At 70.1% G+C, this 17,653-nt stretch carries 4 protein-coding genes; all 4 read left to right on the top strand.

Annotation, left to right across the window (positions count from 1 at the left end; genetic code table 11):
- Positions 1-48 precede the first annotated feature (48 nt).
- From AB0M03_RS21350 to AB0M03_RS21365, 4 genes are read left to right on the top strand one after another with little or no spacing between them, the layout of a single operon-like run.
- Entirely contained in the window at positions 49-3,102 is a 3,054-nt protein-coding gene (locus tag AB0M03_RS21350) for a DEAD/DEAH box helicase (RefSeq protein ID WP_363493175.1), read from the top strand.
- Positions 3,102-8,507, top strand: coding sequence for a hypothetical protein (locus tag AB0M03_RS21355; protein WP_363493177.1), 5,406 nt, complete (start codon positions 3,102-3,104; stop codon positions 8,505-8,507). Before AB0M03_RS21350 ends, AB0M03_RS21355 begins: the two co-directional genes overlap by 1 nt.
- The gene (locus AB0M03_RS21360) at positions 8,504-15,259 is read left to right on the top strand and encodes a DEAD/DEAH box helicase (RefSeq protein ID WP_363493179.1); all 6,756 of its coding nucleotides are present in this window, start codon (positions 8,504-8,506) and stop codon (positions 15,257-15,259) included. Before AB0M03_RS21355 ends, AB0M03_RS21360 begins: the two co-directional genes overlap by 4 nt.
- Positions 15,256-17,586: a UvrD-helicase domain-containing protein gene (locus AB0M03_RS21365; RefSeq protein ID WP_363493181.1), complete on the top strand. Its 2,331-nt coding sequence runs from the start codon at positions 15,256-15,258 to the stop codon at positions 17,584-17,586. Before AB0M03_RS21360 ends, AB0M03_RS21365 begins: the two co-directional genes overlap by 4 nt.
- Positions 17,587-17,653 lie beyond the last annotated feature (67 nt).

Raw genomic sequence — 17,653 nt, forward strand, 5'->3', positions numbered from 1 at the left:
TGCGGTCATGGTGCAGCGGTAGTGGCGGCGAGTGAGCTGGAGGGCATCGTGGGGGTCGACACGGAGATCGGTGGCGGAACCGGCGCCGGGGCGGAGCCGACTGCCTGGGCGTCCTGGGAGCCGGAAGTGCTGACCGCACGGCCGAGCACCACGCCGAGCTTCCCGCCCGGGGCGCAGGTGCTGGTCCGCGACGAGCAGTGGCTGGTACGCAAGGCCACCTTGACGGAGCACGACGGCTGGATGGTCGAGGTCACCGGCGTGTCCTCGTTCGTCCGGGATACCGACGCCGTGTTCTACAGCCGTCTGGACCAGATCCAGGTGCTGGATCCCCACGAGACGAAGCTCGTAGCGGACGACTCGCCGAACCACCGCCGCGGCCGGCTGTACCTGGAGGCGGTCGTCCGCAAGTCGTTCCTGCCGCAGACCGAGCACGGCCTGGGCCTTGCCGACAACTTCCTCATGGACGCGCAGACGCACCAGTTGCGGCCGGCCGAGCTCGCACTGTCGATGGCCAACCCGCAGCCGCGGCTGCTGATCGCGGACGTGGTCGGTCTGGGCAAGACCTTGGAGATCGGAATCCTGCTGGCAGAGCTCATCCGGCGCGGGCGCGGCGAGCGGATCCTGGTGGTCACGCCGCAGCACGTGCTGGAGCAGTTCCAGCGGGAGCTGTGGACGCGCTTCGCGATCCCGCTGGTGCGGCTGGACTCCACCGGCATCCAGCGCATCCAGCAGGAGATCCCCTCGGGCCGGAACCCGTTCGCGTACTTCAAGCGGGTGATCGTCTCGGTCGACACCCTCAAGCGGGAGGGGCAGTACGCCCATCACCTGGAGAAGACCGACTGGGACGCGGTGGTGATCGACGAGTCGCACCGCCTGGTCAACCGCGGCACCGACACCAACGCGCTGGCGCGGCTGCTGGCCCACCGCACGGACGCGCTCGTCCTGGCGTCCGCGACGCCGCACAACGGTGACGCCCGGTCCTTCGCGGAGCTGATCCGCCTGCTGGACCCGGCGGCCATCGCCGACCCGGGCAAGTACGAGGTGTCCGATCTCGAGCACCTCTACATCCGCCGGACGAAGACCACTCCCGAGGTCCGTGACTCTCTCCGCGGGGCCTGGGCGGACCGGGGACCGTCCGTACCGGTGCCCGCGCCCGCGAGCGACGCCGAACTGGCGGTCTTCGAAGAGCTGGCGGACCGCTGGATCCCGCGCGACGGCGCGGGCGACTCGGTGGCCTGGAGCCAGCTGGACGCCTACAACCTGCTCAAGTCGTTCCTTTCCTCGCACCACGCGCTGCTGCAGACCGTCGCCACCCGCAAGAAGTCCCTCACCGAGCGCAAGGACCTCCGCGGCGAGGAGAACGACGCTGCCCGCACCCAGCGCCGCAGGCGTACCGACGAGGAAGCGGCCGCCGAGCTCGCGGCACTGGCCGACCTTGAGAGGGCGGCGCGCCGGATCGGCGACGGGGACTCCGCCAAGCTGCAGGCCCTGGTGGCCGAGCTGCGCGAGCTCGGGGTCGGGCCCGGCTCGGACGTGCGCGTCGTCGTCTTCTCGGAGCGCATCCCCACCCTGAAGTGGCTCGCCGAGGCCGTACCCGCGGCGCTCGGCTTCACCAAGGGCCCGGACGTCGACGACAAGAAGCCGTGGCTGGCCTACGGGCACGGCCGCGGCGACAGCGGTGCGGTCCAGGTGATGCACGGCGAGGCGACCACCGACCAGGAGCAGATGCGGATCGTCGAGAAGTTCGGGCTCCGCGACGACCCGGTCCGGCTGCTGTTCACCGGCGACGTCGCCTCCGAGGGTGTCAACCTGCACCAGCAGTGCCATCTCCTGATCCATTACGACCTGCCCTGGTCGCTGATCCGTATCGAGCAACGCAACGGCCGCATCGACCGGTACGGCCAGGCCCGATCGCCGCAGTTCCGCGCTCTGGTGCTGACCAGCGACCTGCCGTGGCGGGCCGACCCGGCCACCGGCGAACCGCGCACCCTGGACGACCGTCTGGTCGGCGAGAAGCTCCTCAAGCGCGAGGAGGAGGCCCACAAGATCGAGGGATCGGCCGACGCCGTAACCGGGATCTACCGGGCTCAGGAAGAGGAGAACCGGCTCACCAAGGACCTGATCGCCGGCCGCACCGTCGAGGAGTCGATCAAGACCTCCCGGCAGACCGGCGGCGGCATGCTGGCCGGTCTGCTGGCCCAGGTCGGCGCCACCCCGACCCGCAAGGAGGTACCACAGGCGCATGTCCCGCAGCTCTTCCCCAGCACCGCCGAGTACTTCGAGGCCGGCCTGCGGCAGATCTGCCGGACCAATCCCGAGGACGAACTGGCGCTGCGCCGCGACCCCGACGGCACCATCGCCTTCGAACCGCCGCGCGACCTCGCCTACCGCTTTCGTGCCCTGCCCAAGTCCTACCTGGACGAGCAGCAGATCCTGGCGAGCAAGAGCGGCCCCGGCCGGCTGCGGGTGACCTTCTCCAAGGAGCTCGCCGACAAGCGACTCAAGGTCGCCCGCGAGTCCTCCGACACCCTGTGGCCCAACGTGTCCTACCTGACGGACATCCACCCCGTCCTGGACTGGCTCACCGACAAGGTCCTGGTCGAGATCGGCCGCCACGAAGCGCCCGTGCTGGCCGCCGACGTCCCCAGCCCGACCTTCCTCGTCCAAGGCATCTACTCCAACGCCCTGGGCCGCCCCACCGTGGTCGAGTGGATGGCCGTCCACGGTCTGCCGGGCGAGCCCGCGGTCGAGATCATGGACAACGACTTCCTCGTTCGGGCCGGGGTCGGCCCCCAGATGCCCGGTCGCGCCGTCCCCCACGACCTGGACGGCCTGCAGAGCCTCGTCCCGGCGGCGATCGACGCCGCGACCGGCTACCTGAAGGCCCGGGAAGACGCCTACCGCCACCAGGTCGAAGCCGCTCTGGAGCCGTACCGCAAGCGGCTGACCCACTGGAAGCAGGAAGCCCTGTTCGCCGGGTCCCGTCCCGACAAGCAGCAGGTGGCCCTCACCGCCGGCCGCCGCTTCGACCTGGTCAAGTCCCTGGAGACCTCCGGCGCGCCCATGCTGCGCCTGCTCGCCGTCCTGGAGAACTCGCACTGATGAGCACCGTCTACGACTCCTTCAGCAACCGCGGCGAGTACTTCGCGGCGCACTACTTCGCCGAGCAGCTCGCCGCCGATCTCAAGAAGCACCTCCTCGACACGTGGACGCTGCGCGAGGGCGACGAGAACGACCCCCGAACCACGGCCCGGGAGCGTGTCCGCGGACTGCGCTCCTCCTACTTCGGCGAGGAGCTGCGCGGGTTCTTCGCCGAGGCCGACCGTGCGGACGCCGAGGACGAGTACTCCCGCCGGACGTACGGCAATCGCGAGTGGGAGAAGCGGATCGGCGAGTGGCACCAGCAGGTGCTGCACGCACTGGGGTACGACGACGGCGGACCCGCCGAGCTGACGGTCCACCGGGCCGGGCGCGATCACGCCGTGCAGGTCGCCTACCACGGCCATGGGATCGTGGCGCTCGACTGCGGGTGGGCCACCGAAGCCGACGCCGCCCTGGACCCGGCCGGCTCCGGTCGGCTGCTCACCCCGCTGCGGGTCGGTTCGGCCGAGAACTACACCGACGGCGCTGCGCTGGCCTCGTGGCTCTTCGCGAGCACCATGGGCGGTCCCGAGGGCACTCCGCCGCGCTTCGTCCTGCTCCTGCTGGGCGGCGTCCTCGTGCTCGCCGACCGGAACAGCTGGGGCGAGGGCCGTTATCTGGCCGTCAGCCTCGACGCGGCGCTGGAACGCAACGACCGCAAGCAGGGCGGCGAACTCGCCACCCTTGCCGCCCTGTTCGGCCAGGAGATGCTCCGCCCCGGTGACAACGGCGCCGAACCACTACTTGACGCCCTGCTCAAGGCCTCCAGCACCAACGCGGTCGGCGTCAGCGGCGAACTCCGCAACGGCCTGCAGCGGTCGGTCGAGATCATCGCTCAGGAGGTGCTGGACCGGCTCACCGACACCGGACTCACGCCCGCCGACCTCGACGACGGCCGGACGCCCTTCCCCAAGCGCCTCACCCGTGAGACGCTGCGCTACCTCTACCGCATCCTGTTCCTGCTGTACGCGGAGGCCCGGCCCGAACTCGGCATCCTGCCGGCCGACGACGGCAGCTACGAGGCCGGCTACTCCATGGCCCGGCTGCGCGAACTCGTCGCCCGCGACGAGCAGCTCGTCGAGCCGGCCGCCCGGAACGGGTTCCACCTGCACGAGTCCCTGGACGTGCTGTTCGCCAAGGTCAACTACGGCCACCGCCCCTACGGCAGCGAGCCCGACGACGACCTCCCCGGCGACGACGAGGACACCCGCAGGGCCAAGAACGCCCGCCGCAGCGAGGACCGCGGCCTGCGGTTCGAACCGCTGCGGAGCGAGCTGTTCGAACCGAAGTCGGTCAGGCTGATCGGCCGCGAGACCCTCGACCCGCGGACGGACGACGACGCTCCCGCCTGGCTCGACCTGCGGCTGCGCAACGCCGCCCTGCACGAGGTGCTGCGGCTGCTGACCATGAAGGACGCCAAGAAGGGCGAACGCGGCGGCTTCATCTCCTACCGCAACCTCGGCATCAACCAGCTCGGTGCGGTGTACGAGGGCCTGATGTCCTACACCGGCTTCATCGCCCAGGAGGAGCTGTGCGAGGTCGCCAAGGGCGGCGACCCCAAGGACGGCTCGTGGATGATCCCGGCCTCCCGGCAGGGCGAGTACCCCGACGACGTGTTCGTGCAGTACGACGAGCGCGATGCGAAGAAGGGCCTGCGCGGGCGGAAGAAGTACGCCCCGGGCTCGTTCGTCTACCGCCTCGCCGGACGCGACCGGCAGACGTCCGCCTCGTACTACACGCCCGAGTCGCTGACCAAGGTAACCGTCGAGCTGACGCTCAAGCACCGCCTCGACCAGGAGAAGGACGCGGACGGGAACACCGTCCGCACCCGGGCGTCCGAGCTGCTCAAGTACAAGATCTGCGAACCCGCGCTGGGGTCAGGGGCCTTCCTCAACGAGGCGATCAACCAGGTCGCCAAGGAGTACCTGCGGCGCAGGCAGGACGAGCTGGGCGTCACCATCCCCACCAGTCAGGCCCTGGTCGAGGAGCAGAAGGCCAAGGCCTACATCGCCCTGCACAACGCCTACGGCGTCGACCTCAACGCGACCGGCGTCGAGCTGGCCGAGGTCTCACTCTGGCTCAACACCATGCACCCCGGCATGCGGGCGCCCTGGTTCGGCCTGCACCTGCGGCGCGGCAATTCACTGATCGGCGGCCGGCGTGCCGTCTACAGCGGGGAGGCCGTGGGCGGCAAGGACAAGCTCTGGCTGAAGGCCAAGGGCACGCTGGCCCCCACTCCGCTGCCGTTCCTCGGTGAGGACGGCGAACGGCAGGAGCTGCCGGACGGCGCGGTGCACCAGTTCCTGCTGCCGGCGGTCGGCTGGGCGGCGGTGGCGGGCGAGAAGGAGGCGAAGGCGCTCGCCCCCGAGCAGGAGCGGCAGCTCGCGGCCTGGAAGAAGGGCATCCTCAAGCCGCCCGCGGTCAAGGCCGGGCGTGGGCAGAAGCTGTCGCAGCTGGCCCGCCTCCAGGCCGTCGCCCGCCGCGCCGAGTTCCTGTGGGAGCTGGTCGTGCGGCGCATGAAGATCTCCGAGGACGAGATCTCCCGGCGGATAGAGGTGTGGGGGGCCGAGGCGGCGGAGGGCGAGGACGCCGAGGAGTACGCGTTCCTGCGGCGCCCTGAGGGCGCGGTGCCGAAGGAGAAGGTCTACAAGGACCTCTTCGACTCCCCCGGCACCCCGTACTGGCGGCTCAAGACCATGATGGACACGTGGTGCGCGCTGTGGTTCTGGCCGGTCGACCAGGCTGCGCTGCTGGACGGCAGCGCCAACGTGTACGGCGGGGAGAAGCGCGACGGCGGTGCGGGTGACGCCGAATCCGTGCTCGCCGTACTCCCGCAGGTCGGCGAGCCCGTGATCGAGGAGGCGTGGACGGTTGCCGAGCAGGCGTCGCTGTTCTCAACCGGGGCGGAGCAGGAGAGCCTGTTCGCAGGTCTCGCCGACAGCGTGCCCGTGTCAACAGGTGGCGGTTCGCTCGGTGGTGGCCGGCGCCCGCGGCGCCCGGCGCCCCAGCGGCGACCTTCCATCCCGCTCGCTGACTTCGCCGACTGGCTGGACTTCGCGGAGTCCCTGCTCGGCGCCTACGACGCGCCGACGGACTCGCTGATCGGTGACCTCGCCGATCTGGATGACGTCGCGACCTTCGAGGACGGCCTGCCCGCCTTCATGGGCATGGACTCGGTGTGGAAGCTGGAGGAGCGCTTCCCCTGGCTGGCCACGGCACAGCGCATCGCCGAAGAACAGGGCTTCCTGCACTGGGAGTTGGACTTCGTCTTGGTCTTCGCACAGGGCGGCGGCTTCGACCTCCAGGTGGGGAACCCGCCGTGGGTGCGGCCCGACTGGGACGAGGCCAGCGTACTGGCAGAGCACGGGCCCTGGTTCAAGCTGACCGAAAAGGCGTCGGCGGCAGAGAAGCAGCGACGTAAGGACCAGATGCTGCGATCGCCCGAGGTGCGTGACTACGTGCTGGGCGAACTCACATCCATCAGTGCGCAGGCGGATGTGCTGGCCTCGGAACAGCTTTACCCGCTGCTGGCGGGAACACGGCCAGATCTGTATCGGGCATTCATGTGTCAAGTGTGGGGACACACTTCAGCGATGGGCACGGCGGGAATGGTTCACCCGGACTCGCATTTCACCGGCGACAAGGAAGGGTCGCTCCGGGAGGCCTCGTACCGACGGTTGCGAGTGCACGGGGACTTCGTCAACGCTGGGCAGAGGTTCTTCCCCGAACCGGTCGGCCACGCAACTCACTTCGGCGTACATGTGTACGGCACTCCCGGGGAGATCGGCTTCGACCATCTGTCGTGGCTGGTGTCGATCGAGGCGCTGCGGCTGTCGGCCAGGCACGACGGCTCCGGGAACGTGCCCGGCGTCCGTTACCGCAACGGTGAGTTCGATGAGCGCCCGCACCTGGCCCGGGTCGTGCGAGTGGACCGTGAACAGCTCGCGGTATGGCAGCAGCTACTGGACGAGCAAGGACAGCCGGTGGAACAGGGCAAGCTGCTGTTCCCAGTGAGCACAGCGGAGGCGGCGGCCATCGAGGCACTAGCCGACTATCCGTTGCGTCTGGGAACGCTTGGTCCTCAGGTCACTGCGGGCTACAACGAGACTACCGCCAAGGCAGCCGGCCTGATCGACTACAACCGCCCGGACGGACTCGAAGGGATCCCCTATCAGCCGGATCGATGGCGGCAAGTGGTCCTGAAAGGACCGCAGCTGGGCGTTGCCACACCCGTTTTCAAGCGTCACGACGCCAACAGCAATGACGCCTTCGGCGCCGACCTGGTCGCTCTCCAGGACAACTTCGTCCCCGACACGGCATACGTGCGAGTCAAGAGGAGGAACCAGGAGTACCTGGCAGAGCAGGACCGCTGGATTGACCACCGCGCACTCGCGCGCCTCCGTGAGAACGCGTTCGCTGTGGCCTCTGCCCGAGCCGCCATTGCCATGCGGGAGCGGGTCGCTGAGGACGAGGTCACGGTAGAGAAAATCGATGCTGCACTCATCGCCCGCGCCCGCCGCCGATACGCAATCTTCCATCGGGTTGCCTGGCGTCGAATGATCTCGTCGAACAGTGAGCGGGCTCTGTATGCCGCTCTGGTACCGCCGGGGACCGCGCACATCGATGCGGTACACAGCCTCGCTATGCCAAACGACCGCCTCACCGCGCTAGTGGCGGGGTTCTGGTCCTCCCTGCCCTTGGACTACTTTCTTCGGGCGACGGGCCGTGGCGACCTCCGGATCGCGGGTGCCAAGGCCATGCCCGCCCCCTCCCCCGACCACCCTCTCGCGTCCCCGCTTCTGCTCCGCACCCTGCGCCTGAACTGCCTCACCCGCGCCTACGCCGACCTGTGGTCCGAGCTGTACGACCGCACCTGGCCCGGGTACGAGCCGTGGGCGTGTGCCTGGCCCGGCCTCCAGCCGCTGCACGAGGTGACCCCGGACTGGCAATCGGGCACCCCACTGCGTTCCGAACGTGCTCGCCGAGCTGCCCTGGTGGAGATCGACGCGCTGGTGGCAGTCTGGCTCGGGATGGATGTCGACGCCCTAATCGCTGCATACAAGGGCCGTTTCCCTGTGCTACAGAAGTTCGAAGCCGCGACCTGGTTCGACGCCGAGGGCCGAAAGCTAGCAAGTTACGCCCGCACAATCGGCCAGCATCAGGCCAAGGAGAGCTGGGCTCAGTACGAGGCCTATCAAGCCGCCCCTAACACCGCGCCCGTGCCCGACGGGTACACCGCGCCCTTCTACAAGGCGGACCGCGAGGCCGAGATGCGCGAGGCCCATGCCGTGTTCCAGGCCCGCCTGGATGCTGCCGTCGCCCGGGGTGAGTGGGATCCGATCAAGCAGGAGGTACCGCGCTCGTGAGGCCGACGCTGGAGGCGCGGGCACTCAAGGAGAGCCTGCTGCAGTACCTCTCGACCACTTACGCGCTCACCGACGAGGGCGCGCGGCTGGCCCTGCACGCCTTCCTCGGTGACGAAACGTCGGGGATGTTCCGCGGCCCGTACCTGCGGATCCGCGCGCCATTCATCGATGCGGAGCCGGGCTGGCGGGACTTGCTGGAGTGGTCCCCGTCGGGCGGCTGGACTGCACGTGCCCACCAGGCTGCAGCGTTCGCCCGGCTGTCCTCCGCGCACGGCCACGTGCCGGAGCCGACCCTCGTGACCACGGGCACCGGGTCCGGCAAGACGGAGTCGTTCCTGATCCCGGTCCTGGACCACTGCCGCCGGGAGCGGGCCGCAGGCCGTGCCGGCATCAAGGCCGTGCTGCTGTACCCGATGAACGCCCTGGCGACCGACCAGGCGCTGCGCATCAACGCCTACCTCCGGGACGAAGAAGCGCTGTCCCAGGTTACCGCTGGCCTCTACATCGGTGAGATCGCCAAGACCCGCTACGAGCGGGTGGCGACGAACCGGGGAGAGATGCAGGCGTCTCCGCCGGACATCCTGATCACCAACTACAAGATGTTGGACCTACTCCTCCAGCGCCGCGCCGATGCGCCGCTCTGGCAAGACGCTGACGTCCGCTACATCGTCGTCGACGAGTTCCACACCTTCGACGGTGCGCAGGGCACGGACGTCGCGATGCTGCTGCGCCGCCTGGCGTCCTCACTGGGCGTGTCGGAGCCCGGCCGGCCACTGGGCGGGATCTGCCCGGTAGCGACCTCCGCGACCCTCGCCTCCGGTACGGACGAGGCGGGCGCGGCCGAGTTGCTGAAGGTGGTGGGCGAGGTGTTCGGCACTCCGTTCACGCCCGAGGCGGTCATCGGCGAGCGGCGGCTGACGGCGGAGGAGTTCATCCCCTCCGAGTCGATCGAGCTGCTGCCCGTACCGACCCCGGAGAAGCTGGCCGCGATGCCCGACCCGTCGCTGAGTGACGAGGCGCTGGACGATCTCGCGGAGGCGTTCACCGGTCAGCGCGGGCTCGACCCGTTCCGGCTCGGTGCGCAGTTGAAGAAGCACATCCTGACCCAGGCCGTGATGATCGCGCTGGGTGGGGAGTTGAAATCCACGGAGGAGATCCTCGCCGTGCTGTGGCGCGCGGGGGCGTACTCCTGGGGGCAGGCGATCACGCAGCGCCCGGAGCAGGCGGCGGAGGCGCTGGCCCGGTTCGTCGCGCTGCTGTCGGTGGCACGCGACCCCTCGTCCTCCTCGCTCCGTCCTCGGCCGCTGGTGCAGATCGAGGTGCACCAGTGGGCCCGGTCGGTGTCGCGGCTGCTGCGCGGGGTGCTGCCATGGCCGAAGGCGCAGTTCCAGTGGGATGCAGGTGATGCGCCGCAGGAGAGCCCCGGGGACGGGGCACGCAATGCACCGGTGACCACGGCCACCAGCGGAGAGTCCGCCAACCTGTTCCTGCCTGCGGTGTACTGCCGGGACTGTGGCCGGTCGGGCTGGGCGGTGTTCACGCCGGAGAGCGACGACCACGCGGTGGAGGTGAACCCGGCGAAGATCCGCCGGGCCTCCGCCACGCAGGACAAGATCCGGGTGCGGAACCTGATCGCGGCGACGAGCGAGGAGGCCAAGCGGGCTGCCGCGGACACGAAGATCGCCGCATCGGCACGCACCAAGAGCAGCGCCGCCCAAGGGCAGTTGCGCGGTGCGGGCGGTGATCTGATGGTGCTGGACGGCCCGCAGCGCCGCCTGCGTCTGCCCGATCCGGTCGGTGATTTCGACCCGGCGTCGGGCGAGCCGAGGCTCGCGGCGCCGGACTCCGCGTTCGTCCTGGTTCAGCAGGGCGCCACGGCGAACACCGCGGCGAAGGAGGACTGGTGCCCGGCGTGCGGTGAGCACAACGCGATCCGCTACCTCGGCACCGGCCAGGCCGCGCTCGCGGCGGCCTCGATCACCCGGCTGTTCACCGGCGGCGAGCTGGTCGAGGAGCTCGGCGAGCGCAAGACGCTGATGTTCAACGACTCGGTGCAGGACGCCGCGCACCGGGCCGGTTTCGTCGCCAACCGCTCCTACACCTTCTCCCTGCGGGCGCTGCTGGTCGCGCATCTGTCGGAGTCCGAGCCGACCGCCCTGAACGACCTGATAGCGGGGGTGATCGCCGACACCACCGATCCCCGGACGCTCGCGGCCGTCGTACCGCCGGACCTGCACGACCTCAAGGGCGTCAAGCGGCTGCTGTCGGGCACGTCGCGCGGCGGGGACCGTCGCACCTGGGAGCTGATCGGCGAGCGGCTGGCGTTCCAGACGCTGATGGAGTTCGGCCTGCGGGCCCGGCAGGGCCGCACCCTGGAACTGACCCGGACAGCCGCCGCACACGTACGGCTGCCCGATCCCGCGGCAGCCGTCGCCCTGGTCCGCGAGGCGCACCTGGAGGCGGTGCGCGGCGAGGCGCTGGTGCCGGTGGACGATGCGCGGTACCTGGCGTTCCTGCGGATCTTCCTGGAGCGGCTGCGGTGGCGCGGCGCGATCAAGCACCGCTGGCTGGAAAAGTTCCTGTCCGAGACGGGCACCAGCCGCTACTTCATCTGGAACCGCCGCCCGGAAGGTATGCCGGCCTTCCCCAAGGGCGTGGGCGCTCCGGTGTTCCTGTTGTCGGGGCCGAAGGACGGCAGCGAGTTCGACGTCGTCACCGGTCGTCTGGCGTGGCACGAGCGGTGGGCCGGACGGTGTCTGGGAATGCCGCGCGAGCAGTCGCCCGAGTTCTGGGGGCGGCTGCTTCCCGCCCTGCACGCGGCCGGACTGCTGTCGATGCGGGCGGCCAAGGACGGGGCCACGCGGATCTACGGTCTGCAGCCTGGGGCGATCGACGCCCTGTTGCTGTCCGACGCGGACGTCGAAACGGCGTATGTGCGCTGCCGGGTGTGCTTTTGGGAGCAGACGGTTCATCCGTCGCTGTTGGAGCAGTGGCACGATGCGCCGTGCCCGTCGTACCGGTGCAGCACCGGGCGGCTCGTGGCAGGAACGTACGCGCGCGAGGTGGACGTGCACGCCCGCGACCGCACGTACCAGGACGACTACTACCGCCGCCTGTACCACCGTTCGGGCCCGTACCAGGTGGTGACCGCGGAGCACACCAGGATGCTCAGCCGGGAGGAGCGGGAGACGGTCGAGGAGGCGTTCCGCCGCGGCACCGGCGACGAGCGGGCCTTCAACGACCCCAATGTGCTGTCGTGCACGCCCACCCTTGAGTTGGGTATCGACATCGGCGACCTGTCGGCGGTGGTGCTGGCCTCGCTGCCGCGCACGCCGGCGAACTACGCCCAGCGGGTCGGCCGGGCCGGCCGCCGGACCGGGAATGCGTTCCTGCTGACCATCCCGGAGCGGCGCAGGCGTGACCTGTACTTCCTGGAGCAGCCGAAGGAGATGATCGCGGGCCGGATCGTGCCGCCGGGCTGCTACCTGTCGGCCGTGGAGATCCTGCGCCGCCAGTACCTGGCGCACCTGCTGGACCTGGCTGCCCGCGGTCGGCTGATCGACGGTGAGGGACGGGTGCTGCCGGCGCTGCCGGGCACGGTGAAGGGTCTGTTCGGCGTGGACGGGTATCTCGCCGACCTGGTGGACTTGGTGCTCGCCCGGGGCGAGGCGCTGGTCGAGGCGTTCCTGGAGCTGTTCCCGTCCGGTGTGTCGGAGCAGGCGGCGACCGATCTGCGCGCCTACGCGGTGCGCGGGCTGCGCAGTGCGGTGGACGAAGCCGAGCGGACGTGGGCGGCCCGGGAGGAGACGCTGCGCGCCCGGATCCGGCACATCAACGAAGCGCTCGGCGAACTGCACGAAGCCGATCCGGAGGAGGCACGGCAGAAGGCGGAGCTGGAGGCGGAGCGGCGCGGGGTCGGCCGCCAGCTTGGCGCGCTGTTGGAGGAGACTCCGGCCCAGGGCGTGCTGTGCGACCTGGGGCTGCTGCCGAACTACGCCTTGATGGACGCCGTCACCGTGCTGGAGGCCACGCTGTACTGGCCCGAGGGCGAGGATGCGACCGGCCGTGCGCGCTACGACTCCGAGCTGCGGACGTACGACCGTCCGCAGCGCTATGCGCTCGCCGAGCTGGCGCCGGGCAACACCTTCTACGTCAACCGCTACCGCCACGAGATCACCGGGCTGGACGTCGGCACGGCCTCGCAGCCCGGCTGGCAGACCTGGCGGGTGTGCCCGCAGTGCGGCTACGTCCGCACCCAGGATGCGGCCGAGGACCGCTCGGCGTGCCCGCGCTGCGGCACCGGGGCTATCGCGGACGACGGCTCGTGCCTGTTCAAGGTCGTCCAGCCGCGGCTGGTGACCTCCCGTGACAAGCGGGAGGACGCGCGGATCCGGGACGACCGCGACGAGCGCGATCCGCGGTTCTACGAGATGGTCCACGCAGTGGACATCCCCGAAGAGTCCCTGGAGCCCGGCTCGTGGCGGCACGCGAGTGAGACGTTCGGCGTGGACTTCTGCCGGTCAGCGATGGTGCGAACGGTCAACCTGGGTCCGGCCAGGTTCGACATCCCGGCCGGGGACGACTTCGCCGGGCACACCGTCCGACTGAACCCGTTCCACGTATGCACCGGCTGCGGAGCGGCCACCGCCGACGGCCGGCCGGTGTTCGACCACGACACCGATGCGCTCAGTGCCTCGGATGCCCGTGACCCGCGGCTGAAGCACCATCGGCCGTGGTGCCCAGTGCGGCGGGGCAAAGCCGGTGCGGCCCAGTCACTGCCCGTGCTGCTCGCGCACGAACTGCGGACGGAGGCGCTGCGGGTGCTGCTGCCGGCGGCGACCGTTCTGGTGGAGGAGAAGATCCACTCGTTCCGGGCGGCCCTGCGGCTCGGGGTGGACCGGCAGTTCGGCGGCGACCCGCAGCACCTGGACCACACCCTCGCCTCGATGCCGGACGCCGCCACCGGCGAGCGGCGCTGGTTCCTGGTGCTCTTCGACTCGCTGCCCGGCGGCACCGGCTACCTGCACCGGCTCACCGACCCGGCGGTCTTCCGTGCGACGCTACTGAAGGCCCATCAGGCGCTCACCGAGTGCCCGTGCAAGGACGAGGAGCACCGCCGGGCCTGCCACCGGTGCCTACACCGCTACACCGCCGAGCGTCACCAGGCGACGGTCTCTCGTGTGGAGGCGCTGGAACTGCTGGAGTCGCTGCTGTTCGACGCGGAGGGCAACGACGCCTGGCGGACCACCAAGGTGGCCTCGACCGGGTTGATCGGCCTCGACCGGCAGATCGAGTCCGACCTGGAGGCGCGCTTCCTGGCAGCGCTCCGGCGCTGGAGCGAGCACAGCAAGGACGCCGTCCTGGAGGAGGACGGCCGCGCCAGCGGGCACCTGAGAATCAGCACAAGCGACGAGCGCCTCCACTGGCGCCTCACCGCCCAGCAGCGGCTCCCCGGCTCCCGCACCGACTTCACCTTCACCGGCATCAACGGCACCCCGGGCAGCGTGAAGGTGTACCTGGACGGCCGACGGTTCCACGCCAGCAGTACGCACAACCGCCTGGCCGACGACGCCTCACGGCGCAACCGCCTCCGCGCCGACGGCGCCGTGGTCTTCCAACTGACCTGGCACGACCTCGACCTGTTCGAGGGCCGTGACACCCGGAGCGGTCCCGTGTGGCCCCCCTACGAGTGGGCGGCACAGGAAGCCGCGAAAGGCGCCTACGAAGGGCTCGGCGGCAGCCGCCCGGACCTGGCCGGCGCCGTGTTCGCCAACCCGGTCGACACGCTGCTCGCATACCTGCGCGACCCCGCCCCGAAACTGTGGGCCCGGCGGGCGAACGCCATGGTCAGCGGCCTGACCGCACACCCGGCCACCGCCATCGTCGGCTCCACGACCGAGCGCGGCCCGCTCGTGGCCACGCTCCGCGCTGCGCTCGGCCACCCCGCCGGGCCGACCGCCGACAACGGACAGGTGGGGCTGGTGCACGTCCTGCGCAGCACCGACACCAACGGGCTTCCGCTGGTGTTCGCGGTACGCGACGCCGACCAGCAGGCCCCCGCCTGGACCGTGCTGGCGTGCCTGGACGACGACACGCCGGCGCTGAACACCGAGGAGCACAAGCAGCGATGGCGCGCCTGGCTGTACTGGTCGAACCTGCTGCAGTTCCTGCCGCAGGCCGGCGGTGACGGCGTCCAGCTCACCAGCAGCCAGGTGGCTGCGTACCCACTGGATGCACTGTCGGTGTGCGGGGGCGTGGGCGAGCTCGAGTCGCTCATCGCCGCCGAGCGCCCCGGAATCGAGGCGACCGCCACACCAAAACCCGAGTCCGTGCCGATCGAGTCCTCGGTCGAGGAGCAGATCGTCGTCCTGCTGCGTGACCGTGCCTGGGACAAGAACTTCATCCCACACATCGACCCGGACGAGGAGGCCCACCTGCTCGCCCTGGCCACCCGGATCGCCGACCGCGGCAAGAAGGCCCCGAACGTGTTCGGCTACGAACTCGGTGACAGCGGCTGGCCGGCCGACTTCGTCTGGGCCGAGGACGGCATCAAGATCGCAGTCGTCTCCGCTCCTGAAGACTCGCCCGAGGCCGAGGACGAGGCCCAGCGTCGCGACGCCGCGTACCGGGCCGACGGCTGGACCGTACGCACCGCCGCCGACTGGCTCGACCACCTCGACTCCCTGACTGCCCTGCTCCCCGACGCGCCCTCGCCGGGCGCGGCGCCCGATGTGGAAGGCTCCCACCGATGACCGCCCGGCTCAGCCTGTACCAGAAGGCCGAACAGGAGCTCTACAAGCTCGACCGCCAGGTCAAGGCGAAGTTCTACGACTTCAGCCACCTCTTCCGGCAGGACCCCTGGCACACCTCGCTGCGCCTCAAGCCGCTCAAGGGCGACGGCCGGATCTTCTCCGCCCGGCTCGACCCCTCCTACCGCGTCCTGCTGACCCGCACCGGCATCGCGGCGGGCGGCGAGGAGAGCTGGCTGGCCATCGCGGTCCGCCACCGCCGCGACGTCTACGAGCAGCTGTCGGTGGCGGTCAACCGCGTCACCGGCGAGATCGAGTTCGTCGACCTCTCGGTGGTCGGCGAGAGCGCCCTGCGCCGCGCCGGGATCGAACTCACCCCCGCCGAACCCGAGGCGGAACCCGGCGAGGAGGCCATCGAGGCCGCACCACCCGCCGCACCGCCGGCGGCAGCCGGCCTCCCCGAACCCGAGCCGACCGTCCCGCTGCTGGCCGCCTACGACGCGGAGCTCCTGCGCGACCTCGGCGTGGCCGAAGCCCTGATCGACCTGGCGCTCGTGGTCACCAGCAGCGACGAGCTCGACCAACTGGTCCAGGACGCTCCGCTGCTGACCAAGGACGTGCTGTACGGGCTCGCGTCCGGGCTCTCTGTCGACGAGGTCCGCCGCGAGATCACCGCGGCCGTTGAGCTCGACGAGCAGCCGAACCCCGATGACTTCACCGCCGCGCTCGCCCGCACCACCGTCACCACGGTCGACAAGGCACTCCAGGCAGCCATCGAGGAAGGCGACTTCCGTGCCTGGAAGGTCTTCCTCCACCCCACCCAGGCCCGCCTGGTCAACCGCGACTACAGCGGCCCGGCCCGAGTCTCCGGCGGGCCCGGCACAGGCAAGACCATCGTGGCGCTCCACCGAGTCCGTCACCTGGCAGAGCAGCTACCACCCGGCCAGAACAAGCCGATCCTGCTCACCACGTTCACCAAAAACCTCACCACCGACCTGCGCGCCCGACTCGCCTCCCTCGTGGAGGAGCCCGAACTGCTGGCCCGGGTCGAGATCACCCACATCGACCAGCTCACCGCACGCGTCCTGGGCGAGAACGCAATCTCCGGCCGCAGCAGGAGCCGCGTGGACAACCAGGTGGCACTCAAGGAACTCCGCGACCTGCTGCTCGAACTCGACGAGCGCGCCTGGGAGCCCGAGTTCCTCTTCGAGGAATGGGAGCAGGTCGTCCTCGGACAGGCCGTCCCCACCCGCACCGCCTACCTCCAGGCTCGCCGCGCCGGCCGGGGAAGGCCGCTGAGCCGCGTCGAGCGCAGCACAGTGTGGAAGCTGCTCGAGCAGTACACCGCCCGCCTCGACAAGCTGAACATGGAGACCTGGAGCCAGGCAGCCGAGCGTGCCGCCCGCTTCGAGATCGAACGCGCCGCAAAGATCCAGGCCCGCGCCGACCACAAGGAACAGGTCGGCGGGAAGGACCTGGTCCACCGCGACGCCGAGTCCGGCATGCGCTACATCCGCCACCGGTACCAGCACATCGTCGTCGACGAAGCCCAGGACCTCAGCCCGGCCCACTGGAAGATGCTCCGTGCCATGGTCGCGCCGGGCCCCAACGACCTCTTCGTCACCGGCGACACGCACCAGCGCATTTACGACAACCAGGTCGCCCTCGGAGCCGTCGGCATCAACATCAGGGGACGTGCCTCCCGACTTACCCTCAGCTACCGCACCACCAAGGAGATCCTGGCCAAGGCGATCACCGTCGTCACCGGCAAGGACGTGGAGTTCGACGACCTCGACGACGGTACCGACACCCTTGCCGGCTACCGCTCCGTCCTGCACGGCCCCGACCCCGTCCTTGCCGGCTACACCACATGGAGCGAGGAACTCGCCGGCCTCGCCGGCACCTTGCGCGCCTGGCGCACCGAACTCACCACCGACGCGAACGGCAACACCACCCGCGACGCCCGCGGCCTAATCGCCATCTGCGTGGCCGACCGCAACAAGGTCAACGAGGTCATGTACCACCTCACCACCCAGGCCGGTATCACCTGCGCCGAACTAACCAAGGACGGTCCCCGCGGCGACGGCGAGGTCCATGTCGGCACCATGCACCGCTTCAAGGGCCTTGAGTACCAGCGTCTAGCCATCGCCGCCGCCAGCAACGGCATCCTCCCCCGCGCCGCCATCGAGCAGTACCGCAAGACCGACCAGGCTCGCTACCAACGCGAACTGCGCAAGTCCCGCGCCCTACTCTTCGTCGCCACCACCCGGGCCCGCGACGCCCTCACAATCTCCTGGCACGGCAACCGCAGCCCGTTCCTGCCCAGCTGATCAGCGCGAATGCGTTGGGCCCGCGGGCCGCGGCACCTCGCCGCGGCCGCAGTGACGAAAGCCCAAC

The sequence above is a fragment of the Kitasatospora sp. NPDC051914 genome, from assembly GCF_040680995.1.
Taxonomy (GTDB): domain Bacteria; phylum Actinomycetota; class Actinomycetes; order Streptomycetales; family Streptomycetaceae; genus Kitasatospora.

Excerpts from the sequence above, each read along its gene's own strand:
- AB0M03_RS21365 (WP_363493181.1), top strand. The coding sequence starts at position 15,256 with ATGACCGCCCGGCTCAGCCTGTACCAGAAGGCCGAACAGGAGCTCTAC.
- AB0M03_RS21355 (WP_363493177.1), top strand. The coding sequence starts at position 3,102 with ATGAGCACCGTCTACGACTCCTTCAGCAACCGCGGCGAGTACTTCGCG.